Annotated in this window: 19 protein-coding genes, 2 tRNA genes and 1 pseudogene; 9 read left to right on the top strand and 13 right to left on the bottom strand. The window is 41.3% G+C overall.

Going from position 1 to position 23,837, the window contains the following annotated elements; genetic code table 11:
- Positions 1 to 50 precede the first annotated feature (50 nt).
- Positions 51 to 1,571, bottom strand: coding sequence for a glycerol-3-phosphate dehydrogenase (gene glpD, locus HLH18_RS00125; protein WP_171545368.1), 1,521 nt, complete (start codon positions 1,569 to 1,571; stop codon positions 51 to 53).
- A gap of 313 nt (positions 1,572 to 1,884) precedes the next feature.
- On the opposite strand from glpD, the gene HLH18_RS00130 reads away from it, so the two are divergent.
- The 3 genes and pseudogenes from HLH18_RS00130 (at position 1,885) to HLH18_RS00140 (ending at position 4,253) form a co-directional block, all read left to right on the top strand.
- Positions 1,885 to 3,192 carry an MFS transporter gene (locus HLH18_RS00130; RefSeq protein ID WP_171545369.1) on the top strand — a complete coding sequence of 436 codons (1,308 nt, stop codon included), beginning with the start codon at positions 1,885 to 1,887 and terminating at the stop codon, positions 3,190 to 3,192.
- 98 nt (positions 3,193 to 3,290) lie between these two features.
- Positions 3,291 to 3,669 (top strand): annotated as a pseudogene (locus tag HLH18_RS00135) (alpha-ketoglutarate permease); the annotation flags it as partial.
- A 152-nt stretch (positions 3,670 to 3,821) separates the two neighbouring features.
- The gene (locus tag HLH18_RS00140) at positions 3,822 to 4,253 is read left to right on the top strand and encodes a hypothetical protein (protein ID WP_171545370.1); all 432 of its coding nucleotides are present in this window, start codon (positions 3,822 to 3,824) and stop codon (positions 4,251 to 4,253) included.
- 37 nt (positions 4,254 to 4,290) lie between these two features.
- Here HLH18_RS00140 and HLH18_RS00145 read toward each other — a convergent pair whose 3' ends face one another.
- Together HLH18_RS00145 and folD are read right to left on the bottom strand one after the other, a co-directional pair.
- Positions 4,291 to 4,959: a class I SAM-dependent methyltransferase gene (locus HLH18_RS00145; RefSeq protein ID WP_171545371.1), complete on the bottom strand. Its 669-nt coding sequence runs from the start codon at positions 4,957 to 4,959 to the stop codon at positions 4,291 to 4,293.
- Between the two features lie 142 nt (positions 4,960 to 5,101).
- Positions 5,102 to 5,950 (bottom strand): bifunctional methylenetetrahydrofolate dehydrogenase/methenyltetrahydrofolate cyclohydrolase FolD, encoded by an 849-nt coding sequence (gene folD, locus HLH18_RS00150; RefSeq protein WP_171545372.1) that lies wholly within the window; start codon positions 5,948 to 5,950, stop codon positions 5,102 to 5,104.
- Between the two features lie 153 nt (positions 5,951 to 6,103).
- Here folD and HLH18_RS00155 point away from each other — a divergent pair.
- A tRNA-Cys gene (locus HLH18_RS00155) sits at positions 6,104 to 6,177 on the top strand.
- 14 nt (positions 6,178 to 6,191) lie between these two features.
- Positions 6,192 to 6,277 (top strand) — tRNA-Leu (locus HLH18_RS00160).
- A gap of 108 nt (positions 6,278 to 6,385) precedes the next feature.
- Here the strand turns inward: HLH18_RS00160 and HLH18_RS00165 are convergent.
- From HLH18_RS00165 to HLH18_RS00175, 3 genes are all read right to left on the bottom strand, one after another.
- Positions 6,386 to 7,291 carry a helix-turn-helix transcriptional regulator gene (locus tag HLH18_RS00165; RefSeq protein ID WP_171545373.1) on the bottom strand — a complete coding sequence of 302 codons (906 nt, stop codon included), beginning with the start codon at positions 7,289 to 7,291 and terminating at the stop codon, positions 6,386 to 6,388.
- A gap of 137 nt (positions 7,292 to 7,428) precedes the next feature.
- A complete protein-coding gene (locus HLH18_RS00170) occupies positions 7,429 to 7,629 on the bottom strand; it encodes a hypothetical protein (RefSeq protein ID WP_171545374.1) in 201 nt (66 codons plus the stop codon).
- A 235-nt stretch (positions 7,630 to 7,864) separates the two neighbouring features.
- Positions 7,865 to 8,857, bottom strand: a complete 993-nt coding sequence (locus HLH18_RS00175) for an NAD(P)H-quinone oxidoreductase (protein ID WP_171545375.1) — start codon at positions 8,855 to 8,857, stop codon at positions 7,865 to 7,867.
- 128 nt (positions 8,858 to 8,985) lie between these two features.
- Here HLH18_RS00175 and HLH18_RS00180 point away from each other — a divergent pair, with 128 nt between their 5' ends.
- Positions 8,986 to 9,315 carry a thioredoxin family protein gene (locus tag HLH18_RS00180; RefSeq protein ID WP_171545596.1) on the top strand — a complete coding sequence of 110 codons (330 nt, stop codon included), beginning with the start codon at positions 8,986 to 8,988 and terminating at the stop codon, positions 9,313 to 9,315.
- A gap of 302 nt (positions 9,316 to 9,617) precedes the next feature.
- On the opposite strand, the gene cysN is transcribed toward HLH18_RS00180, so the two are convergent.
- Complete coding sequence (gene cysN, locus HLH18_RS00185; RefSeq protein WP_171545376.1) at positions 9,618 to 11,234, bottom strand: sulfate adenylyltransferase subunit CysN; 1,617 nt, start codon at positions 11,232 to 11,234, stop codon at positions 9,618 to 9,620.
- Positions 11,235 to 11,279: 45 nt separating this feature from the next.
- Positions 11,280 to 12,188, bottom strand: a complete 909-nt coding sequence (cysD, locus tag HLH18_RS00190) for a sulfate adenylyltransferase subunit CysD (protein ID WP_171458788.1) — start codon at positions 12,186 to 12,188, stop codon at positions 11,280 to 11,282.
- Positions 12,189 to 12,531: 343 nt separating this feature from the next.
- On the opposite strand from cysD, the gene HLH18_RS00195 reads away from it, so the two are divergent.
- From HLH18_RS00195 to HLH18_RS00205, 3 genes are all read left to right on the top strand, one after another.
- Complete coding sequence (locus tag HLH18_RS00195; RefSeq protein WP_171545377.1) at positions 12,532 to 13,068, top strand: hypothetical protein; 537 nt, start codon at positions 12,532 to 12,534, stop codon at positions 13,066 to 13,068.
- Positions 13,069 to 13,406: 338 nt separating this feature from the next.
- Positions 13,407 to 14,051, top strand: coding sequence for a YqiJ family protein (locus HLH18_RS00200; RefSeq protein WP_171545378.1), 645 nt, complete (start codon positions 13,407 to 13,409; stop codon positions 14,049 to 14,051).
- Between the two features lie 33 nt (positions 14,052 to 14,084).
- On the top strand, positions 14,085 to 15,803 hold the full coding sequence (locus HLH18_RS00205) for a flotillin family protein (protein ID WP_171545379.1): 1,719 nt from the start codon (positions 14,085 to 14,087) through the stop codon (positions 15,801 to 15,803).
- 155 nt (positions 15,804 to 15,958) lie between these two features.
- Here HLH18_RS00205 and sucD read toward each other — a convergent pair whose 3' ends face one another.
- From sucD to HLH18_RS00230, 5 genes are all read right to left on the bottom strand, one after another.
- Positions 15,959 to 16,849 carry a succinate--CoA ligase subunit alpha gene (gene sucD, locus HLH18_RS00210; protein WP_171545380.1) on the bottom strand — a complete coding sequence of 297 codons (891 nt, stop codon included), beginning with the start codon at positions 16,847 to 16,849 and terminating at the stop codon, positions 15,959 to 15,961.
- Between the two features lie 11 nt (positions 16,850 to 16,860).
- A complete protein-coding gene (sucC, locus tag HLH18_RS00215) occupies positions 16,861 to 18,027 on the bottom strand; it encodes an ADP-forming succinate--CoA ligase subunit beta (RefSeq protein WP_171545381.1) in 1,167 nt (388 codons plus the stop codon).
- Positions 18,028 to 18,198: 171 nt separating this feature from the next.
- Positions 18,199 to 19,632 (bottom strand): dihydrolipoyl dehydrogenase, encoded by a 1,434-nt coding sequence (gene lpdA, locus HLH18_RS00220; protein WP_086176251.1) that lies wholly within the window; start codon positions 19,630 to 19,632, stop codon positions 18,199 to 18,201.
- A 60-nt stretch (positions 19,633 to 19,692) separates the two neighbouring features.
- Positions 19,693 to 20,910 carry a 2-oxoglutarate dehydrogenase complex dihydrolipoyllysine-residue succinyltransferase gene (gene odhB / locus HLH18_RS00225; protein WP_171545382.1) on the bottom strand — a complete coding sequence of 406 codons (1,218 nt, stop codon included), beginning with the start codon at positions 20,908 to 20,910 and terminating at the stop codon, positions 19,693 to 19,695.
- Positions 20,910 to 23,750: a 2-oxoglutarate dehydrogenase E1 component gene (locus tag HLH18_RS00230; protein WP_214647218.1), complete on the bottom strand. Its 2,841-nt coding sequence runs from the start codon at positions 23,748 to 23,750 to the stop codon at positions 20,910 to 20,912. Before HLH18_RS00230 ends, odhB begins: the two co-directional genes overlap by 1 nt.
- Between the last annotated feature and the right edge of the window lie 87 nt (positions 23,751 to 23,837).

The following is a 23,837-nucleotide window of genomic DNA, read 5'->3' on the forward strand; positions in this document are numbered from 1 at the left end:
ACTCAAATAAAAGACCGTTAAGACGGTCTTTTATTTCATGTTTAAAAAATTTAAGCTGCACTATCCTGTGATCTCTTAACAAGTAACTTCGCAAGATATTGGTCTAATAACTGAATTTCATCATCCGCAAATTGATAGCCTAGCTTGGTTCTGCGCCATAAAATATCTTGGCTTGTTCTGGCCCACTCTTGATCTACAAGATAATCGACCTCTTTTGCAAATAAGCCATGTCCAAAGTCTTCGCCAAGTTCATCCATCGCTATAATACCGTTTATAAATTTCCATACCCGTGAACCATAAGCATGCGCCCAGCGCGAAGCCAATTGCAATGACACATCTTGAACAGTTTGCATAATTTCCTGAATTAATCGCTCAATCGAAACCAGGTTTTCTGCGCCAGGTAATAATGCTTTTTCAGTCCAGGGCTTTTTCATTGTCACAAAGAAAGGTTGCAAATGCACCATTGCAGATTCCGCTAACTTTCGATAAGTCGTCAGCTTTCCGCCAAATACCGAAAGCAACGGCGCATCATTTTTCTGCTCATGAGAGATGGCCAAAGTATAGTCGCGTGTAATTGCAGAGGGATTATTTGACTCATCATCACATAAAGACCGGACACCCGAATAGGTATATAAAATATCTTCAGGAGTTAACTGATGCTTAAAATGATCATTATAAACATCCAGCAAATAATCAATTTCAGGCTGGGTAATTTTGACCCGATCTAAATCACCTTGGTATTCATGATCTGTGGTACCAATTAAGCTGTATTGATCCAGATAAGGGATCGCAAAAACAATCCGCTGATCATCATTTTGAAGAATAAAGGCTTTATCGCCTTCATATATTCTGGGCACAATAATATGACTGCCTTGAACGAGTCGAAGCCCATGAGGTGATTTTTGTTTTAAATTCTGTTGAATAAATTGCGCGACCCACGGTCCTGCAGCATTCACCAATGTTTTGGCTTGAACTTGATAAGTACCTTGTGCATTTTCCAGATGAATATTCCACAATCCATTTTCACGGTATGCAGATGTACATCGCGTTTGAGTAACAATATGCGCACCCAGTTCATGTGCTTGCATCGCATTTAAAACCACCAAACGCGCATCATCCACAGCACAGTCTGAATATTCAAAACCCTGCGTTATCTCTTCTTTTAAAGGGCTGGTTGCTGGATCAAAATTAATGTGCTTTGAGCCTGCTAATTTTTCTCGTTTACCCAAATGATCATAAACAAATAAACCGGTCCGAATCAGCCATGCAGGCCGTAAATTCGGCTGATGAGGCATGATAAAACGCAAGGGACGAATAATATGCGGTGCTTTGGCTAATAAAACTTCGCGCTCAACCAGCGCTTCATGAACCAAACGAAACTCTTTATGTTCAAGATAACGCAAACCACCATGTATAAGCTTGCTGCTTGCAGAAGAAGTATGCCTGGCTAAATCATCCTTTTCACATAAAAAGACAGACAACCCTCGCCCTACAGCATCGACCGCAATACCGACACCATTGATGCCTCCACCAACCACCACTACATCATAGACCGGATGACTCACTTGCATGTTCACCTCCTCTAATTTTATTAAAACAGCTGACTTAAATTTCTTATTGTTCTAGGAAACTTAACACCATTTAAAGTGAAATGACACTTGGAAATCATGAGTCAACGGGATGAATATAAAATAATAATGGGGCTATCACAGCAAAAATAAACAACACATATAAATCATCAATCTCACTATGTCTTTCAACTACTTCACTTTCAAACACTTAGAGTTAGAACATTTTTTATACAAAACTAGAAACTGCTACGCTTATACCGTTAAAACAATAGGTTTAACATCTTAAAAACAATACCAAAATGGACTTGGTCAAATGATTGAACAAAACGTTCCTCCAGTAAATCTGGATACCAAAACACGGGTTAAATCCATTCTGGGTGGCTCAGCGGGTAATCTTGTGGAGTGGTATGACTGGTATGTGTATGCCGCATTTACATTATATTTTGCCCATTCATTCTTCCCCAAAGGCAGTCAAACTGCACAATTGCTCCAAGCTGCTGCCATTTTCGCAGTCGGTTTTTTAATGCGTCCGATTGGTGCCTGGATCATGGGTATTTACTCGGACAAAAAAGGACGCAAATCAGGTCTCACTCTTTCTGTGACTTTAATGTGTATTGGTTCTCTGATGATTGCAGTATCCCCAACGCATGACCAAATCGGAATCTTTGCGCCCATTATTTTAGTGGTCGCCCGACTCATTCAGGGCTTAAGTGTCGGTGGAGAATATGGTGCCAGTGCCACCTATTTAAGTGAAATGGCAGAAAAAAACCGACGCGGGTTCTTTTCCAGTTTTCAGTACGTTACTTTAATTGCAGGTCAGCTTACCGCACTCTGCGTCCTACTCATTTTGCAGTTCGTACTGACTGAAGAACAACTGCATGATTGGGGTTGGCGCATTCCATTCTTTATCGGTGCTTGCTTGGCCATAGTCGTGTTCTATATTCGACGTGGTCTGCTCGAAACCCAATCTTTTAAAAATGCACAACAAGATAAAAGCCAGCCTGAATCGAGTATGTTTGCGCTGTTCAAACATTATCCCAAACAGGCATTTACAGTGTTGTTTTTAACCGCTGGGGGCACGGTGGCCTTCTATACCTACACCACTTACCTGCAAAAATATTTAGTTAATACCTCTGGATTTAGCAAACCTGAAGCCACGCAAATTACCACTCTGGCGCTATTTATTTTCATGTGTTTACAGCCATTTGCAGGTGCTTTGTCGGATAAAATCGGACGCAAACCGTTAATGATTTCCTTCGGGGTTTTGGGCGTATTATTTACCTATTTCATGTTTGATAAATTAGGACAAACCCAAGACTACTGGTCCGCATTCTGGATCTGTTTAGCCGGATTGGTGATTGTCACAGGCTATACTTCAATTAATGCTGTGGTTAAAGCCGAGCTTTTCCCTGCACATATCCGTGCACTCGGTGTCGCACTTCCTTATGCACTTGCCAATACGCTATTTGGTGGCACAGCAGAGTTTTTCGCGCTGAGTTTTAAGCAAGCTGGACATGAGTCTTGGTTCTTTATTTACGTCACTATCTTAATTTTTATCTCATTGATTGTTTATATCTTTATGAAAGATACCAAGCACCACTCAGAAATTAAAGAACACTAATCCAAAGTCATTTTTAAAAGCCTTTCTACATCAGAGGCTTTTTTATTTGCCTGTTCTATTGAATAAAAATAATGAGGTAAATGTACTAAACTTTTAAAATCAAAACGATGCCTAAGCTAAAGTCACATGAAGAAGCAAAAAATGGTGGGTCTCAATCAGGTGCACTGGCTTTATTTACTCAATATCCCAAACAAGCCTTTACTGTGATCATGTTGACTGCCGGCGGTACGCTTGCTTTTAGTACATTTACGACCTATTTGCAAAAATATCTGGTCAATACTTCCAGTTTTGAAAAAACCACTGCAACTGCCAATACTTTATTTGGTGGTACAGCAGAACTGGTTGCCCTGAGCTTTAAAAATGCAGGTCATGAAAACTACTGCTTCTATTACATTACTTTCATGACTGGCTTGTCTCTAATTACTTATATTTTTATGAAAGACACCAAAAAAACACAGCATGATTAGCGATGACTGAACCCAGCGTATTTAGTTGATTATTCATCTAAAAAGCTTTTCAAGTTGTCACAATTGGAAAGCTTTTTTATTGGATATACGTCTTGATCACATCGTTAAAAAAGCAGGCTTATGGCATACTCAATAGAATAATAACGCTTGGAACTTTTGAAGATGAACAATACATATAAATTGCTTGGCTTAGGTTTTATGGCGCTTGGACTTGCTGCGTGTCAAAGCACACCACGTCCATATAATGGTAATGTCGGATATCAGATTGAAAGTCAGTCTAATGGCCGTGCAACCCTGGCTTATACTTTGTCAGGTCGCAAAAACCAACAAGTGGATGAGAGAAAATTACAACGTGCTTGTCAAAAAGTATTGGGTTCAAATAAACAATACAAAATAGATATTTTAAGCATTAGTGAAATTGCCAATCCCGCAATACAAACTCCACAATATGGTCGTCAATTGGGTCAAAGTCGCACCAGTGTGAGCTTAAGCAACACCCCTGACCTACACAATAGTGAAGACATGGCAACTCGTAACACTTTAGATGCTACTCATCCAAGCACATTGAGCGTGGTTCGTTACACTTGCTCTTAATCGCTTTAAATGGCTTGTTAAATAAAAAAGACGCTGTTTACAGCGTCTTATAAAAACTGACATTACGAAATTCTTTAGATTCATCCAGATCTGGCCAAGTCGTGGCACTCCATTCATCTAGTTTTTGATATTCAGGATGACTAAAGTTTTTCACCCGACTATCTGCAACCCATACTTCTGGGGCGAATTTTAAAAATTCATCCAGAAAAAAACGGTTGCATTGATCATATAAAACATCCGCTGCTAACAGCACATCGACTTGCTCTGCTTTATACAAATCATCCAGATATTCCAGTTCCACATCATTCAATTCAGCATTGGCACGGCATGAATCCAAACTGATTGGATCTATGTCACAACAAATAACACGTTTAGCCCCTGCCATTTTAGCAGCAATCGCCACTACGCCCGATCCAGCACCAAAGTCGAGCACCACCTTGTCTTTGACGTGATACGGCTCTGCAAGCAACCACTGCGCCATCGCAAGCCCAGATGCCCAACAAAAGATCCAGTACGGTGTATCGTTCCAGATACGACGAATCACTTCATCATCCAAGCGATCGGTAGGAAATACCGGTGGAATCAGCCAAAGTGAAATCGGTGTTTCAGGCAATTGCTGCGCCATCAACTCACAACCGGGGATCACCTTATTCAAGGCTTGGATAAGATGTTCTGGGGCTTTGGGGAATTGGAACGTACAGCTCATTGGAATTCTTTTAATTGGTATTTATATCTTAAAGGAATCTCCCCTAACCCCTCTTTAAAAAAGAGGGGAAACCTACTACTAAACAATAGGATTTTAGATGTAAATTCCCTCCTTTGAAAAAGGAGGGTTAGGGAGGATTAAATTAACCCAAAGCTTTTTCAGCAGCTTCTACCGTTTGACGAATTAACGTGGTAATGGTCATTGGACCTACACCACCCGGAACTGGTGTATACGCAGAAGCAACTTCTTCAATACCTACAAGTTGGATGTCACCTACACCACCGCCATCACGTGGATGGAAGCCAGCATCCACAACCACGGCACCTTGTTTAATCCAGTCTTTTTGGATCAATTCAGCCTTACCTACCGCACCCACGATAATGTCCGCTTGTTTAACAAAGCTCGCCAAATCTTGAGTACGTGAGTGACAGATCGTCACAGTGGCATTCGCTTCAAGCAGCATTGCAGCCATTGGTTTACCCAAAATTGCAGAACGACCAACAACAACTGCGTGTTTGCCTGCAATTTCGATGTTATTTTCTTTCAGAATGGTCATGATACCTGCAGGTGTAGCAGAACCATACGCAACTTCACCCATTGCCATACGACCATAACCAAGGCAAGTTACGCCATCAACATCTTTCGCAAGCGAGATTGCATCAAAACATGCACGCTCATCAATTTGAGCTGGTACTGGGTGTTGCAACAGAATACCGTGCACATCAGGATTTGCGTTTAATTTTTCAATTTCAGCAAGTAATTCTTCAGTTGTAGTTTCCTTTGGAAGCTCAACTTTTAACGAATCCATACCGACACGACGGCAAGCATTGCCTTTCATACGCACGTAAGTTGCAGATGCACCATCATCACCTACCAAAATCGTCGCAAGAATTGGAGTACGACCTGATTTTGCTTTCAGCGCTTCTACGCGAGTAAACAAGTCAGCTTCAATTTGCTTCGCCAATGCACGACCATCTAGAACTAATGCCACGGCACTTCTCCCAAGTGTTGATATGAATCAATTTCGCACATTCTACATGAATATTTTAAATATTTTCCGTTATGTGCTGCTTTTCTGCACATCTGCATAAATCTACTATTGTTTTTTTTTCAGGGCTTGATAATATACGCAGCAACAAGAGATGGCGGGGTGGCAGAGTGGTCATGCAGCGGACTGCAACTCCGTGTACGCCGGTTCGATTCCGACCTCCGCCTCCAATCTTGTTAAAAATGCCCGAGTGGTGAAATCGGTAGACACAGGGGATTTAAAATCCCCCGCCCACAAAGCGTGCCAGTTCGAGTCTGGCCTCGGGCACCATTTTAATACTTCTTAAAATGGTGCAATAAAAAACCCAGCTTAATGCTGGTTTTTTTATGTCTGGAATTTCTTCCAGACTTCTCGCTATTTCATTTTGGCCATTACTTATTACTGAACTTCTTTCAAATAGTCTTGCAAGCTATCATCCAACTCCTGCTGTAAATGTGCCGGCTTGAGAATTTTCAAATAAGGAATCCAGTAACGTACCAATGGATTCAACTGTTTCTGATGCCGAATCTGACATGAAATTACCAATTCTCCTGTTTCCGATTCATTTAAAATTGCTTGTTCGGGGAAAATTCTGCGTTGCTTAAAATAAATTGCGACATCAGGATGTACAGATAAAATCACTTCCTGTTTTTCGTGCTGAAACCAAATACCGTCTTCATCTTTTAATTGCTGCAGAACAGCCTGATCATGTTCAAACTGTAAAAGTCGACGACTGCAGATAATTTTTTCAATACGACCAAGACGATAAACCCGCAACTCCTGCTTGCGTACAGCCGCCAAATACCAGTTGCCCATGTGATGAATCAACCGATAAGGCTTTACAACCCGAATTTGACCTCTGTAAAACAACGCGATTTGCTGTCTTTTTTGAATACTGCCAGTCAGTGTCTTAAAGTGTTCAGCATACTGCGTCGCATCTTCAAAATTGTAGCCTTTGGCAGAAAAGACTAGGCTGGCGCGGTTATCAAATAACTCCCTTAAAAATGAAATATCCAAAGAAGGATACAAATCATTAATTCCCGACAATTGCGCGAAATTTTTAATATCCTGTAATTTGAAACGCCCGAGATAAGAAGATTCCAGATAGAATTTTTTGGTTTTTGCATCCTGTATTAAAGGAAGATAAGAATTTAGTCGATCAAAATCACGTTCAATGGTTCGGGTACTGACCTGAAACTCACGCGCCAGCTCCTGTACACTCAACTGATGCCCTATATTTAGTTTGGTTAAAATACTTGCCAAACGTTCTGCAAGGCGCTCATGCGTTGACGCATTGCCCTTCATAGATACCCTCTTTGCGCTTTTACAGCACAGTGCATAAAATGCTTAAAATTTTTAAATTATGAAAAAAATTATACAGCCAAATAAAAACTAAATTTCAAATATTCACTTCAACTTAAGACTAATAGTCAATGCTCAAATTACGCTTTAATGCGACTTGTAGCACGGTTTTTAGAACGTTTACGATTGAGCCGTTCGACATAACGCTCTAAATGAAGCATGGCTTGATAAAGCTTATGCAGATTGCAAGGTAATACCTGATTACGAATAATTGCTTTATGCAGGCGCTTTAAGGCACGGAAGCTGTGGGCATGAGTATATGGAGCTGACACTATTTTCATAATACATTCCCTCTATTGCATGAATTTTCAATCAAAACCAAACAATTTGGTCAGATTAATCTAAGTGCTAATTTACTCCTTGGTTTTGACAGGTTGTGTCAAATGTTTGACACTTTTTACCATTCTTTAAAATATCATCACTGTTTTTTCAATAAATTAATTTGAATTACTTATCTTCTTTTATGCAAAATAAAAGCCAACATTCGTTGGCTTATCTTATTTAATGGGAGAAAAATTAGATGATTTGCACCACAACTTTACCAATATGCTCGCCTGTATCCATAATGGTGTGTGCTTCCTGAATCTGGTCAAACTTAAATGTCTTATAAATCATCGGCAGGCATTCACCTTTTGCCCATAATGGTGCGACGGTTTCTTGCAAGCCTTGCGCAATCTCCGCTTTTTCCGCCGTGGTACGCGCACGCATGGTTGAACCGGTAATGGTCAAACGCTTCATCATGATTTGACCCAGTTTCACATCTTTAGCTTTAGCTCCACCCAAGAAAGCAATATAGACCAGACGACCATCACGGCGTAACAAATTCAGGTTACGTTCCAAATATGGTGCACCGACCATATCTAAAATCACATCGACACCACCATTGTCGGTTTGTTCATTAATCACTTGCTCAAAGTCTTGAGTCTTATAGTTAATCGCCGTGGTTAAATCTGCAATTGCAGCAACTTTTTCGTCCGAACCCACAGTTGCAAAAGTTTTAATGCCAAGTGATTTGCACAGCATTAAAACAGTCGTACCAATACCACTAGCACCACCATGAACCAATACTGTTTCCCCTACTTTGGCTTTACCCATCTGGAATACATTTGCCCACACGGTAAAGAATGTTTCAGGAATCGCGGCTGCCTGAGTAAAGCTTACGCCTTCAGGAATAGTCAATGTTTGGCTTTCTGGCACCACGCAATATTCTGCATAACCGCCACCATTGGTTAAGCCACACACCTTGTCACCGACTTTAAATTTGGTGACATCGCTACCTACAGATTCAACAATACCTGCAACTTCCAAACCTGGAACTGGTGTTACACCTTTAGGCATTGGGTACAAGCCTTGGCGTTGCAAGATGTCTGGGCGGTTAATACCAAAAGCATGGACTTTAACTAAAACCTCATCTGCTTTTGCTGTTGGTACTGCAACAGTTTCATAGGCAAGTTTTTCAACACCACCCGGTTCTGTGATGATGACTTGCTGCATGTTGGCTTGCGACATGATTTCTTCCTGATCTATTCAATACTTTTCAAGTTTCATGTATTTGAACATAAACCTGCACAGGAATGAATAACAATGAACTTATGTATAATCAAAGTACTATTCAGCAAATTGATATTAGATTTGATATGAGCAAGATTATTGAGTACACAGAAAATAATTACAGTGATTTTGAGTGGTATGAAGGTCTGGCAGTCATTCGTTTTTATGCTAACTGGTGTGCGCCTTGTATACAAAATTTTCCTGTATTTGAAAAACTTGCAGAGCATTTTTCAGAAATTAATCCTGCAATTAAGTTTGGCAAAATTAATGTGGATCAATCTCCGATTCTAACCTTGCGCTATAACGTTTACGGTTTGCCTTCTACATTGATTTTTAGAAATGGAGAAATCATTAAAAGGATTGCGGGTGTGAAAAATTTGAATGAATTAAAAAGCATTGTTGATTTAATTCATTAATACAAAACTTATGATGTTGTGCATTCAATGGTCTTGGTTCTTAAAGGCTATTATTGTTTTTGAAATTGTGATTGCGATTTTAGCTTTTGTGATTGAACTTGATACCAAAAAAAACACCGGGAAATAGCCGCTGGATAATGATTTTTACAGCTGTGTTTCAGTTCTGTTTTTTACTGTTCCTGCTCATTGCGTGCATTGGGATCTGGATGGATGACAAGTCCTAATATCGCTAACCATCTTATGTAAATCTTTGCAATAAGAAACCCGCCATTTAGACGGGTTTCTTTTAAATCAGCTTAGTCTTATAGACGAACCAATTCCACAATTTTCTCAGCCAATTCTTCAACAGACTCTTGCGCGAAACTTACATCTGTCGCTTCTGCAACAGTGGTAATCACCGCAATACCTGTTTCACGAAGTAATGCAACTTGCGCAGCATCAAGATCAGCTTTCGCAATCGCCACGATGCCTTGTTGAAGCAACAGGTTTTCAAGCGCTTGCGCATTTTCCAATGCTTTAGCAGATACTGTAATTGACGCAGGTTTTTGACCTAAACGTGCCGCACGGTCTTCCGCTGTGACAGGGTTGCTATGTGCAGACCATTCAACAGACTCTTCCACCATACCCGCACCAATCGTCACATTATTCAAACGATCAATGAAGATGAATGAACCTGTGTAACGGCTGTCCTGATAACGGTCAAATACCACTGGCGCATCAAACTCAATAGTCACATTGGCAATCGCGTTTAGATCAAGATGATCCACTTGCATTTGCTCAAGTGTGTTCACATTGGTACGAAAGTTAATGCCAGTCACTTTGGCAGGAACCGTTTGTGTACCAATTTTGATGTTATACAACTTGCCAATTAGAAGCGGGTGATCCGCCATCCAGACCACAGTCGCTTTAACCGAACGTGAAATGGCAGGAATACCCTGATCCGCACGGATCAACATATTACCGCGTGATACGTCAATTTCATCGTTGAGCGTTAATGTCACCGCTTGACCTGCAAATGCATGTTCAAGGTTGCCATCATAAGTCACGATTTCTTTAACAGTTGAAGATTTTCCTGATGGTAAAGCAACAATTTTATCGCCCACGTTGATTTCACCCAGTGCAATCGTACCCGCAAAACCACGGAAATCGAGGTTCGGACGGTTCACGTATTGCACAGGGAAACGGAAATCACGTTTCGCGGTATCACGGTTAATCTCGACAGACTCAAGCGTGCCCATCAAGGTTTCGCCCTTGTACCATGGCGTATTTTCAGACTTGTTCACCACGTTATCGCCATTCAATGCAGAAATTGGCGTAAAGATGATGTTGCTTGGCTTACGGTCGCCCAATTGGCTCACGAAGTTGGCATAGTCGGCTTGAATTTCATTGAAGCGCGCTTCAGAGAATTCAACCAAGTCCATTTTGTTGATCGCAACAATAATGTTCTTAATACCGAGCAAACTTGCAATGTAAGTATGACGACGGGTCTGGGTTTGCACACCATAACGTGCATCAATCAAGATGATTGCAAGGTCACAAGTAGACGCACCTGTAGCCATATTACGTGTGTATTGCTCATGCCCCGGAGTGTCGGCAATGATGAACTTACGTTTTTCAGTCGAGAAATAACGATACGCCACATCAATGGTAATACCCTGTTCACGTTCCGCTTGTAAACCATCTACAAGTAACGCCAAGTCAGGTGCATCGCCCGTGGTACCGACTTTTTTAGAATCGCGGGTTACAGCTTGCAATTGATCTTCATAAATCAATTTTGAATCATAAAGCAAACGACCGATTAAAGTCGATTTACCATCATCCACGTTACCGCAGGTCAAAAAACGCAGTAAGTCTTTATTTTCGTGTTGTTTCAAATACGCCAAAATATCTTGGCTAATCAGTTCAGATTGATGAGACATCGCTCAAACTCCACATACTTTAGAAATCGGTTTCAGATCGAAAAATTAGAAGTAACCTTCTTGTTTTTTCTTCTCCATCGAGCCTGCTTCATCATGGTCAATCATACGACCTTGACGTTCTGAGCTGGTCGCCAAGAGCATCTCTTGGATAATTTCCGGCAAGGTATTGGCAGTTGATTCAACCGCACCCGTAAGCGGGTAACAACCTAAAGTACGGAAACGTACCGATTTCATTTGTGGAACTTCGCCCTCTTGTAGAGGCATACGTTCATCATCAATCATAATCAGTGTGCCACTGCGTTCAACCACAGGACGTTCTGCAGCTAAATAAAGCGGTACTAATGGAATGCTTTCCAGATAGATGTATTGCCAGATATCAAGCTCAGTCCAGTTTGATAATGGGAACACACGAATACTTTCGCCTTTGTTCACTTTACCGTTGTAAAGATTCCAAAGTTCAGGACGCTGGTTTTTCGGATCCCAACGGTGTTTGCTGTCACGGAAAGAATATACACGTTCTTTAGCACGTGATTTTTCTTCGTCACGGCGCGCGCCACCAAAAGCGGCATCGAAACCATATTTATCAAGTGCCTGTTTTAAGCCCTGAGTTTTCATGATGTCGGTATATTTGGAACTACCATGATCAAACGGGTTGATCCCAGCTTCAACACCTTCTTTGTTCTGATGCACGATCAAATCGAAACCATGGGTTTTGGCCATGTTGTCGCGGAATGTGATCATATCTTTGAACTTCCAGCCCGTATCGACATGCAGTAGCGGGAATGGGAGTTTTGCAGGATAGAATGCCTTTAGGGCGAGATGCAGCATGACTGCAGAATCTTTACCAATGGAATACAACATCACCGGATTTTCAAATTCGGCAGCCACTTCACGGATAATGTGAATACTCTCAGCTTCAAGCTGTTTAAGATGAGTAAGTCTTTCCTCATTTATGGACATTGACAACACCAGCTCAGATCAACGTGTACTTATTACACTTTTAAAAAAATATATATTCATTATAAAGATTTAGTTATCCCAACTATTGCTTGTTTTATTATATTGATATGCAAAATTGTCATATAAAGCTTATCTAATAATGAGTATAAGTTTTTATTAATGATTCGCTTAAATAATGTTTTGTTATTTTACTTAAGCCTAGTGACGACCACAACCCAGCATTAAAATGTACAAAATCTAAGCTGATCGATATTTTATCTAAAATCTATATTTTATTCGGCCGGTAAATTCCATACAGTATTGAAACTCTCTTCTCTCTCCTATGTTCTTTTGAATTATGCCTACGCGTACTATCGACATCGTTAAATCCAGCCTGGAACAAGCACAACTTGCCGGCTATATCTATCAACACAACACTCATTTACTGGTGCTTCAAGAACCCTTAAATGATGATGGTTCTACCCTGAATAACTTTGTTCAACATGAGCTTACTGCTGACCAAATCGGGCTTCAATTTGGTCTACGACTTTCGGATAATCATTTTGATTTTTTGATTGGAGTGACCCATAGCAATCAGGATCGAAGCTACGAAATTGGTGCGGGAAATTTGAAGGCCGATCAAAAGGCATTCAACTTGCTTTATGCCTTTTATAACTATCCCAAAGCATTCTATTTGGTCAGTCTTCCCCTTGCAGCGAATAGCGCACAACTTGAAGAAGCAATTGAAAATCAATTGTTCAATCAACCCAAATTAGATTTTCTCGACACTGCAATTAAAACCAATCCAATGGGACAACAAGTTAAGTGGATGAAAAGCTTTATTGTGCAACAAGCCTTAGACATGAAAGTCCGGATTCAAACCTGTTTGAATTAAGCACTGCTTAAATTTCAAGACCTGATTGTTTTGAGATACCGTTCATTCAACTAACCTTATATAAATATGGATGATCGGTATTTCTTAGGCTTTGACTTTTTTTACCCTTTTACAGGAGGAGTAATTTAAATCCTCCTCTATAACTTTACCAAGAATGTTCCTTCATAAAATAATAAACCTGCTCAACAACTGACTTCACATTTACCTCAACATGAATTCATTTATTTGTTTTTTTAGACAAATTTATTCTTCAATGCTATCTTTAAATAAGTTTATTTTTAAACAAAAACCAATAACTTGAATAATTTATGCGAACGAATATCTAGAGATAAAAAATAATGTGGGAACTCATTACTCATCCTTCCAACCTCATATTCAGCATTTGTCTTTGCCTGATGTTGCTATTGGGCAGTTTAGAACTGATTTTGCTTTTACTGGGTGGCGGCTCTCAAGGATTCCTGGAGCAATTTTTGCCGGATGATTTAAGCACTGCACAACATGCTGAAATTGGCCTCGATGCCGATCAGAGTATTTTTACCCAAGTTTTAGACTGGTTGTATTTGGGTCGTGTGCCACTTTTTGTCTGGCTGATTATTTTCTTAACCGTTTATGGTTTAAGTGGTTTTATCATCCAAAGTATTTTCCATCATTTTACCGCACACTTTTTTAGCGCCTGGATTATTGCACCTGCCTGCCTGTTCTTAAGCATGCCATTGATACGTTATAGCGCCATGATCATTGCCAGAATTTTACCGCAAGATGAAACCACTGCTATTTATAGTGAAGAATTGATTGGACGCACAGCGGTGATTATTTTAGGGGAAGCCAAAATCAATTCTCCTGCACAGGCCAAAGTTCAAGATCAGTTTGGACAAACCCATTATGTATTAGTTGAACCCGAACAAAATGAAATTTTCACTCAAGGTCAATCCGTGGTGTTGACCCAAAGAACTAAAATTGGCTTTCAAGCCATTACCCTTTAATTTTTTACTTTTAATAAAACAATTGAGATAACAATGCCAATGTCGAATTTATACAATATCTTAATCATCGCGGGTGTGATTTTTGCCGCACTGATCATTATCGGGATCATTATTGCCAGACTGTACAAACGTTCAAGCAAAGAAATTTCTTTTGTACGTACAGGTTTTGGTGGGGAAAAAGTCATTTTAGGTGGCGGTGCCATTGTACTGCCTGTGCTACATGAAACTATCCCGGTCAACATGAACACACTGCGTCTGGAAGTTCGTCGTGCAGATGACCAAGCCCTGATCACCCGTGACCGTATGCGTGTGGACGTGATGGCAGAATTCTACGTTCGGGTTAAACCTACAGCAGAATCAATTGCAACTGCAGCCCAAACTTTGGGTCAAAAAACCATGTCACCGAATGAATTAAAGAATCTGGTCGAAGGTAAATTTGTTGACTCATTACGAGCAGTTGCGGCTGAAATGGCAATGGAAGAACTGCATGAAAAACGTGTCGATTTCGTGCAAAAAGTTCAGCAAGTGGTGTCTGAAGATTTATTTAAAAATGGGTTAGAACTTGAAACAGTATCACTGACTGGTTTGGACCAAACTGGTTTTAAATACTTTAACCCGCAAAATGCATTCGATGCCGAAGGTTTAACCAAACTCACAGAAACCATCGAAGACCGTCGTCGTAAGCGTAACCACATTGAACAAGATACTGACCTTGCCATTAAAACCAAGAACCTGGAAGCTGAACAGGCACGCTTGCAAATTTTGCGTGAAGAAGAATATGCAAAAATGCAGCAAGAACGTGAAATTTCAATTCGTAAAGCAGAACAACAGGCAGAAATTGCAATGCAAGAAGCTGCAAAAAAACGTGAAGCGGAAGAAGCACAAATTGCTGCCGAGCGTGAAGTCGATTTAAAACGGATTACTGCGGCACGTGATGTTGAAAATCAAAACATTCAAAAATCACAAATTATTCAACAAGCCCAAGTGGAACAAAAGAAAACCATTGAACTGGCTGAACAGATTCGTGCCATCGCCATTGCCGAAAAATCTCGCGAAGAATCCGAAGCTAAAGCTTCAGCTGACCGTGCCCGTGCAGAAGCGGTCAAAGCCGAAGAAGAAGTCATTACAGTACGTGAAACGCAACGTGCAGAACGTCAAAAAGCAGTTGAACTGGTTGCAGCAAAACAAGCCGCAGAAAAAGACGCAATTGCCATTACCGTTGCGGCAGAAGCAGGTAAAAAAGCAGCCATTGATGATGCGGAGGCCGTTCGTATTGCTGCTGAAGCCAATGCTGAAAAAGAACGCCTGAAAGCCAAAGGTGAAGCAGATGCTAAAATTCTGTTGGCACAAGCGATGGAGAAACAATACCAAGTCGATGCTGAAGGGACCCGCGCTGTCAATGAAGCCAATAACATCTTGTCTACAGAACAGGTGGAAATGCAGATTCGCTTGGCCTTATTAAAATATTTACCCGAAATTATCCGTGAAAGCGTTAAGCCTATGGAAAATATTGATGATATTAAGATTCTGCAAGTCAATGGCTTAGGTGGCATTGGTGGTAGCAGCGCCCAAGGTGAAGGCTATTCAGATCAAGGGCAAATTGCCTTGTCTGATCAAGTGGTAAACAGTGCCTTACGTTACCGCACGCAAGCCCCGCTCATTGATAGTCTGATGAATGAACTGGGTATTCAAGGTGGTGATATTAATGGTTTAACGCAAAGTTTAAAGCCTCAAGTGACTACACCTAAGTAAGTCTTCAAAATTCAAAAAAATGCAGTCTAAGTAGGCTGCATTTTTTATTTTAAATTGAATAAATTTTATACAATCATCATAAAGTATCAATAAAGCCCAATACCACTGAATAAAAAAAGCCCTCAAATGAGAGCTTTTTTTTCTTTCGCTAAAAATTAAGCTAAGCCTTTATCTTTCAGCACTTGGAGCATAGTGGAACCCAATTCTGCTGGACTACGGGTATATGCCATGCCTGCTTTTTCAAAGGCAGCAAATTTTTCTTCCGCTGTGCCCTTGCCACCTGAAATAATCGCACCTGCGTGTCCCATGCGTTTACCTTTCGGTGCAGTTACACCCGCAATATAACCCAATACAGGTTTGGTCACATGCGACTGAATATATTCAGCTGCCTCTTCTTCAGCCGTTCCACCAATTTCACCAATCATAATAATGGCTTCGGTTTGCGGATCGTCTTGGAACAGTTTTAAGCAGTCAATTTGGTTCATGCCTGGAATTGGATCACCCCCGATTCCGATACAAGTAGACTGACCTAAACCAAGTTTCGTGGTTTGCGCTACAGCTTCATAAGTCAAAGTTCCTGAACGCGAGATGATGCCAATTTTTCCTGGCTGATGAATATGACCTGGCATGATGCCAATCTTACATTCACCCGGTGTAATAATCCCCGGACAGTTTGGACCAATTAAACGTGCGTTATTACCATAAGTTTCAAGATAACGTTTAGCTTTAAGCATATCTAAAGTTGGTACACCCTCTGTGATCACCACAATCAGTTCTAAACCCGCATCAATCGATTCAATAATTGAATCCAGCACAAAAGGTGCAGGTACATAAATCGAGGTCGCAGTTGCCCCAGTTTCACGCACCGCTTCTTTCATGGTATTAAAAACAGGAAGGCCTAAATGTGTTTGACCGCCTTTACCCGGTGTTACCCCACCCACAACTTTGGTGCCATAAGCAATTGATTGTTCTGAATGAAAAGTTCCGTTTTTACCGGTAAAACCTTGTACCAATACGGTTGTATCTTTATTTACTAATACGCTCATGATTGATCTCCTTACGCTTTCACTGCAGCAACAATTTTTTCTGCAGCATCAGCCAAACCATTCGCAGAAATTAATCTCAAACTTGATTCATCGAGTAATTTTGCCCCCAACTCTGAATTGTTCCCTTCTAGACGAACAACCACAGGTACAGTGACATGTACTTCCTGAACCGCTGCAATAATTGCCTCTGCAATCATGTCACAACGCACAATACCACCGAAGATATTGATCAACACACCTTGTACAGAAGAATCGGAAAGGATGATTTTAAATGCTTCAATAACTCGATCTTTAGTTGCACCACCGCCAACATCAAGGAAGTTCGCAGGCTGACCACCATATAATTTGATGATGTCCATGGTTGCCATTGCAAGACCTGCACCATTGACCATACAACCAATATTACCCTCAAGTGCAACATAGTTCAGATCAAATTCAGATGCTTTCAATTCACGCTCATTTTCCTGAGATTTATCACGCATTGCTGTGATTTCAGGTAAGCGATAAAGTGCATTTGAATCGATCCCCACTTTGGCATCAACACACAGAATATCGCCATTTTTTCGAACTGAAAGTGGATTTATTTCAAACAGGGCAAAATCATTTTCAATAAATGCTTGATAAGCAGCTGTCATAATTTTGACAAATTGGTTGATTTGTCCATCTTTTAAATTAAGTGCAAAGGCCACTTCACGCGCTTGAAAAGGCATTAATCCCACCAAAGGATCCACTTCTACCTTAATAATTTTTTCCGGGGTTTCTTCTGCCACTTTTTCAATTTCGACACCACCTTCAGTCGATGCCATAAAAGTTACGCGGCGGCTAGAACGATCAACCACTGCACCTAGGTACAATTCACGTTCAACGGGATAGACATCTTCACACACAAGAACACTATTTACCGGCTGACCAATGGCATCGGTTTGGTAAGTCACAAGGCGTGTACCAATAATGCCATTTATATATTCAGCGGCTTCATCGCTTGATTTTACGACTTTAACCCCACCTGCTTTACCACGTCCCCCAGCATGAACTTGAGCCTTCATTACAGCAAACTTACCGCCGAGTTGCTCAAATGCTGCTACAGCTTCTGCTGCATTGGTTGCCAGTACACCCTCTTGAACAGGCATACCATATTTTTTTAATAACGCTTTTGCTTGATACTCATGTAAATTCATCGAATAACCTTTTATTACTTCTTTGCTTTGTTATGACCCACCAATACCCAGACGTCCGTCAAAGCAGTATTGGCATTTTTTAAAATCGTTATCTTTATTTTTAGATGATTGTTCCAATAAAAACAACCATGAAATGTAAAAAGAGCGACCTAAGTCGCTCTTTTTTTCGAATTACTTACGCTTGCGTTGAATCGCGTGTATTGCGCGTCCATCGACTGCCAGTGCAGCTTCATGTACCACTTCAGAGAAAGTTGGGTGACCGAAAGTCATCAACTGTAGATCCTCAACTGAAGATACAAACTCAAGCGCGATCATACCTTGGTGAACGATATCAGACGCAGCAGGTCCAATCACGTGCATACCGAGTAGACGATCTGTTTTCGCATCAGCAACAAACTTAACGAAACCAGCACCTTCACCCGCAGCTAAAGCACGACCGTTCACAGCAAAACCGAATTGGCCGGTTTTAACTTCGTGACCTTTTTCAGTAGCTTGCTGTTCTGTTAAACCTACCCACGCCGCTTCTGGGTGTGTGTAAATTACAGAAATGATCGTATCATAGTTCACTTGTGCAGCATGACCGTGAATACGTTCAACTGCCATTACGCCTTCTTCCATTGCTTTATGCGCAAGCATTGGACCACGTACCAAGTCACCAATTGCGTATACGCCTTCAACAGAAGTTGCACACCAATCGTTTACTTCAACCAAACCACGTTCAGTCAATTTAATGCCTGAATCATCAGCCAATAAACCTTCAGCATAGGCACGACGACCTACACAAACGATCAATTTATCGAAAGTTTCAGTTTTGTCTTCACCAGCTTGGTTATATTTAACCGTTACTTCACGACCGTTGATTTCAGTACCTGCAACTTTTGCACCGATACGGATATCCATACCTTGCTTAGTCAACAGTTTTTGAAAGTCTTTTGCCAAAGCTTTATCAGCCATTGGCAAGAATGCATCCATTGCTTCAAATACAACAACTTCCGCACCCAGACGACGCCATACTGAACCAAGCTCAAGGCCGATTACACCAGCACCAATCACACCTAAACGCTTAGGTACTTCTGGGAATTCAAGCGCGCCAGTAGAATCAACGATTAAATCTTGATCTACAGGAGCCACTGGAATATTTACAGGAACAGAACCAGTCGCAAGAATCACGTATTTAGGCTCTAAAACTTGAGTTTCACCTTCGTGAGAAACAAATTCTACTTTTTTACCTGCAAGCAGTTTACCCGTACCTTTTAACCACTCGATGCCATTACCTTTAAGTAATTGATCGATACCGCCAGTCAATTGATCTACAACTTTATCTTTACGAGCCAGCATTTTAGAAAGATCAAATTTAACTTCGCCGGTAGTAATACCGTGGTCATCTAAATGCTGAACGGTATCTTCATAACGATGTGAAGAATCAAGTAAAGCTTTAGACGGGATACAACCCACGTTTAAGCAAGTACCACCTAAAGATGGCTTGCCTTTATGAATACGCTTTTCGATACACGCAACTTTGAAACCAAGTTGAGCCGCACGAATCGCCGCTTCATAACCACCTGGTCCACCACCAATTACAACTAAATCAAATTGTTGAGACATTTTTATCTCCAAAAATGGGCTTAGAGGATCGCCCTAAGCCCATGAATTTATTCTTTAAAATTAAAGATCAAGGATAAGACGCGCTGGCTCTTCTAACAATTCTTTAATTGCCACAAGGAAACCTACAGCTTCTTTACCATCGATTAAACGGTGATCATAAGAAAGTGCCAAGTACATCATTGGTAAAATTTCAACTTGACCATTGACTGCCATTGGGCGTTCCTGGATTTTATGCATACCCAAGATTGCAGTTTGTGGCGTGTTCAAGATAGGAGTAGATAACAATGAACCGAAAGTGCCACCATTAGTAATAGTGAATGTACCGCCAGTCATGTCTTCAATACCCAATTTACCGTCACGTGCTTTTGCAGCAAAACCACGAATGCCATTTTCAACTTCAGCATAGTTCATGCGGTCTGTATCACGAAGTACAGGAACCACTAAACCACGCTCAGAAGATACAGCAACACCGATGTCATAGTAACCGTGATACACGATATCGTCGCCATCAATTGAAGCATTTACCGCTGGGTAGCGTTTAAGTGCTTCAGTTGCCGCTTTAACAAAGAATGACATGAAGCCAAGACGTGCACCATGACGTTTCTCGAATGCATCTTTGTATTGAGCACGCATTTCCATGATTGGTTTCATGTTCACTTCGTTAAACGTCGTCAACATTGCAGTACTTTGTGTAGCAGCAAGAAGACGTTCAGCAACACGTTTACGAAGACGTGTCATAGGAACACGTTTTTCGATACGCTCGCCAACAGCAACGCTTAATGGAGCAGCAGCAGGAACTGCTGGTTTAGCCTGATGGCTTGCAACATCTTCTTTCGTGATACGGCCACCGCGACCAGTACCGGTAACATCACCAGCAGCAATACCAGTTTCAGTTAATGCTTTACGTACTGCAGGCGCTTGATCAGCAACAGGTTGAGCACGCTCAACAACAGGTGCAGCACCCGCTTCAGTTTGAGACGCAGCTTGTTCAACTTGTCCTTCAGACTGAACTGCTTGAGTTTGAGCAGCGCCTGAAACCGCACCTTCTTCAAACTGAGCAATCACTTCGCTAGAAAGAACAGTTTCGCCTTCACCTTTAATGATAGTAGCGATTGTACCGTCAGCAGGAGCAACAACTTCTAAAACAACTTTATCAGTTTCAATATCGCAGATCACTTCATCACGTGATACAGCTTGACCTGGTTGTTTATGCCAAGTTGCGATCGTACCGTCTGCAACTGACTCTGGGAATACCGGTGCTTTAATTTCGGTTGCCATTATTTAGAATCTCCTGATTGTTCAGCTACGATCGCCAATGCGTCATTTACTAGCTGAGCTTGTTGTTTTGCATGCAAATAAGGTGAACCACAAGCTGGCGCAGCAGATGCTGGACGGCCTGCGTAACTAATACGAACTTGTTTAGCAGATTTCATCACATCGTCATATAGACGCGGTGCGATGAACAACCAAGCACCTTGGTTTTTCGGCTCTTCTTGAGTCCAAACCACTTCTTTTAGGTTTGGATAAGAAGCGAGTACTTCAGCAATACGTTGTTCTGGGTATGGATACAATTGTTCAATACGAACGATTGCAGTGTTGTTTAGATTTTCTGCACGACGTTTTTCAAGCAAGTCGTAGTAAACCTTACCGCCACAAAGGACTAAACGAGTCACGTCAGCGTGGTTGATTTGATCTACTTCATCAATCACGGTCTGGAATGTACCGGTTGCAAGCTCTTCTAAAGTAGAAGTTGCAAGTTTGTGACGAAGCAATGACTTCGGTGAAGTCACGATCAATGGTTTACGGATTGGACGAACCGCTTGACGACGTAAAGCATGGAAAATCTGTGCAGGTGTAGTCGGTGTAATCACTTGCATGTTGTCTTCAGCACATAACTGCAAGAAACGCTCTAAACGTGCAGATGAATGCTCTGGACCCTGACCTTCATAACCGTGTGGAAGCAACATGGTTAAACCACATACACGTTCCCATTTTGTTTCACCTGAAGCGATAAATTGGTCAATTACAACCTGTGCACAGTTCGCGAAGTCACCAAATTGTGCTTCCCAGATAATTAAACCATGTGGAATTGTGGTTGCATAACCATATTCAAATGCAAGTACGGCCATTTCAGACAAAAGCGAGTCATAAATTGCAGTACGTGGCTGATTCTCTTTGATATGACAAAGAGGGATATAGGTTGAACCGTCCACCTGGTTATGCAGTTTCGCATGACGATGAGAGAAAGTACCACGACCTACGTCTTCACCGGTAATACGAACCATGTAGCTTTCATCAAGCAGGGTTGCATAGGCTAAAGTTTCAGCTGCACCCCAGTTTAATGGCATTTCACCAGTCTGCATTTTTAAACGTTCATCAATCACTTTCGCGACTTGACGTTGCATCACGAAGCCTTCAGGAAGCTCGCGCATTTTAGTGCCAAGTTCTTTTAAGCGTTCGATTGGGAAAGTAGTATCCCAAATATCTGTGTATTCGTGACCTAAATAAGGGGTCCAATCCACAAACATTTTTGTATTTGGTTCTAATACCAGTGCGTTGGCAACGTGCTTGCCTGCTTCAAGATCTGCACGGTAATTTTCAACCATTTGATCAGCAGCTGCACGGTCAAGAACACCTTCTTTAACCAGTTGATCTGCATAAAGTGTACGTGTAGTCACTTTTTTGTTGATCACTTGGTACATCATTGGCTGTGTTGCTGCTGGCTCGTCCGCTTCGTTATGACCACGACGACGGTAGCAGAACATGTCAATTACAACGTCTTTACGGAAAGTATGACGGAAATCATGTGCCAATTGAGTCACGAAAATCACAGCTTCTGGATCATCGCCATTCACATGGAATACAGGTGCCTGAATCATTTTCGCGATATCAGTACAGTATTCTGTAGAACGTGCATCACGTGGATCAGATGTTGTAAAGCCCACTTGGTTATTTACCACGATGTGAACGGTACCACCCACTGTATAACCACGAGTTTGTGACATCTGGAAGGTTTCTTGGTTTACACCTTGACCTGCAAATGCTGCATCACCATGTACGATGATTGGCAATACATCATCACCACCAATGTCTTTACGACGCACTTGACGAGCACGTACAGAACCTTCAACTACAGGTCCAACGATTTCCAAATGTGATGGATTAAACGCCAATGCCAAGTGAACTTCGCCACCCGGAGTCATTACGTTAGATGAGAAACCTTGGTGGTATTTAACGTCACCAGAACCTTTTTTATGAATTGATTTACCTTCAAATTCACCAAAAAGATCTGCCGGGTTTTTACCCATGATGTTAACAAGAAGGTTGAGACGACCACGGTGTGGCATACCAATCACAACTTCTTTACAACCTACCGCACCTGCACGTTGAATAATTTCATTTACCATCGGTATAAATGATTCACCGCCTTCAACACCGAAGCGTTTAGCACCAACGTATTTGTTACCCAGGAATTTTTCTAGACCTTCAGCTGCAGTTAAACGCTCAAGGACGTGTTTTTTCTGTTCTGCAGTAAAGTTAAATTGACCTTTCGCACCTTCAAGACGTTGTTGAATCCAACGTTTCTCTTTAGTGTCAACAATGTGCATGTATTCGGTACCAATAGAACCACAATAAACGGCTTCCATTGCTTCAACCATTTCACCAAGTGTCGCTTCTGCTTTACCTAGTGCAAGGTTACCTGTGTTAAATACTGTATCGAGATCAGATTTAGTTAAACCGTGCGTAGCAAGATCAAGGTCAGGCACGTCTTCACGTTTTGCCAAACCTAGCGGATCCAGTTTTGCTTTTTGATGACCACGATTACGATAAGCAGCAATAAGTTGTAAAACGCCAATTTGACGACGTTCATGCTCAGAACTTACAGAACTTTGAACAACAGGTTGTACGCGGCTTGAATTGCGACCTAATAAAAGGAATTGCTCACGTACATTGCTATGTGGTTGATCACCTTTAGGGAATTTATCGAAATATTCACGCCAGTCAGCTCCAACTGATTCTGGTGACGTCAAATAATGTTCATAAAGTTCTTCAATATACGCTGCACTGTCAGCGCTTAGTTCAGTGTCAAGACGCAAAGCGTCAGCAACTTCTTGCATTTGTGGACCCATTTCCTATTGCAAAAACATTTTCAGGATGCTTTTTAAGCGAACCCATGATTAATAATGTCAAATTGGTAACATGAC

This window comes from Acinetobacter sp. ANC 5414 (genome assembly GCF_013004295.1).
In the GTDB taxonomy this organism is placed as follows: Bacteria; Pseudomonadota; Gammaproteobacteria; order Pseudomonadales; family Moraxellaceae; genus Acinetobacter.

What these genes read in the sequence shown, in the direction of transcription:
- HLH18_RS00130 (WP_171545369.1), top strand. Translation starts at nt 1,885, where the DNA reads ATGATTGAACAAAACGTTCCTCCAGTAAATCTGGATACCAAAACACGG.
- HLH18_RS00205 (WP_171545379.1), top strand. Translation starts at nt 14,085, where the DNA reads ATGCCAATGTCGAATTTATACAATATCTTAATCATCGCGGGTGTGATT.
- lpdA (WP_086176251.1), bottom strand. Translation starts at nt 19,632, where the DNA reads ATGTCTCAACAATTTGATTTAGTTGTAATTGGTGGTGGACCAGGTGGT.
- HLH18_RS00195 (WP_171545377.1), top strand. Translation starts at nt 12,532, where the DNA reads ATGCCTACGCGTACTATCGACATCGTTAAATCCAGCCTGGAACAAGCA.
- HLH18_RS00170 (WP_171545374.1), bottom strand. Translation starts at nt 7,629, where the DNA reads ATGAAAATAGTGTCAGCTCCATATACTCATGCCCACAGCTTCCGTGCC.
- glpD (WP_171545368.1), bottom strand. Translation starts at nt 1,571, where the DNA reads ATGCAAGTGAGTCATCCGGTCTATGATGTAGTGGTGGTTGGTGGAGGC.
- HLH18_RS00165 (WP_171545373.1), bottom strand. Translation starts at nt 7,291, where the DNA reads ATGAAGGGCAATGCGTCAACGCATGAGCGCCTTGCAGAACGTTTGGCA.
- cysN (WP_171545376.1), bottom strand. Translation starts at nt 11,234, where the DNA reads ATGTCTCATCAATCTGAACTGATTAGCCAAGATATTTTGGCGTATTTG.
- HLH18_RS00200 (WP_171545378.1), top strand. Translation starts at nt 13,407, where the DNA reads ATGTGGGAACTCATTACTCATCCTTCCAACCTCATATTCAGCATTTGT.
- sucD (WP_171545380.1), bottom strand. Translation starts at nt 16,849, where the DNA reads ATGAGCGTATTAGTAAATAAAGATACAACCGTATTGGTACAAGGTTTT.
- HLH18_RS00175 (WP_171545375.1), bottom strand. Translation starts at nt 8,857, where the DNA reads ATGTCGCAAGCCAACATGCAGCAAGTCATCATCACAGAACCGGGTGGT.
- sucC (WP_171545381.1), bottom strand. Translation starts at nt 18,027, where the DNA reads ATGAATTTACATGAGTATCAAGCAAAAGCGTTATTAAAAAAATATGGT.
- HLH18_RS00140 (WP_171545370.1), top strand. Translation starts at nt 3,822, where the DNA reads ATGAACAATACATATAAATTGCTTGGCTTAGGTTTTATGGCGCTTGGA.
- HLH18_RS00145 (WP_171545371.1), bottom strand. Translation starts at nt 4,959, where the DNA reads ATGAGCTGTACGTTCCAATTCCCCAAAGCCCCAGAACATCTTATCCAA.
- HLH18_RS00180 (WP_171545596.1), top strand. Translation starts at nt 8,986, where the DNA reads ATGAGCAAGATTATTGAGTACACAGAAAATAATTACAGTGATTTTGAG.
- HLH18_RS00230 (WP_214647218.1), bottom strand. Translation starts at nt 23,750, where the DNA reads ATGCAAGAAGTTGCTGACGCTTTGCGTCTTGACACTGAACTAAGCGCT.
- odhB (WP_171545382.1), bottom strand. Translation starts at nt 20,910, where the DNA reads ATGGCAACCGAAATTAAAGCACCGGTATTCCCAGAGTCAGTTGCAGAC.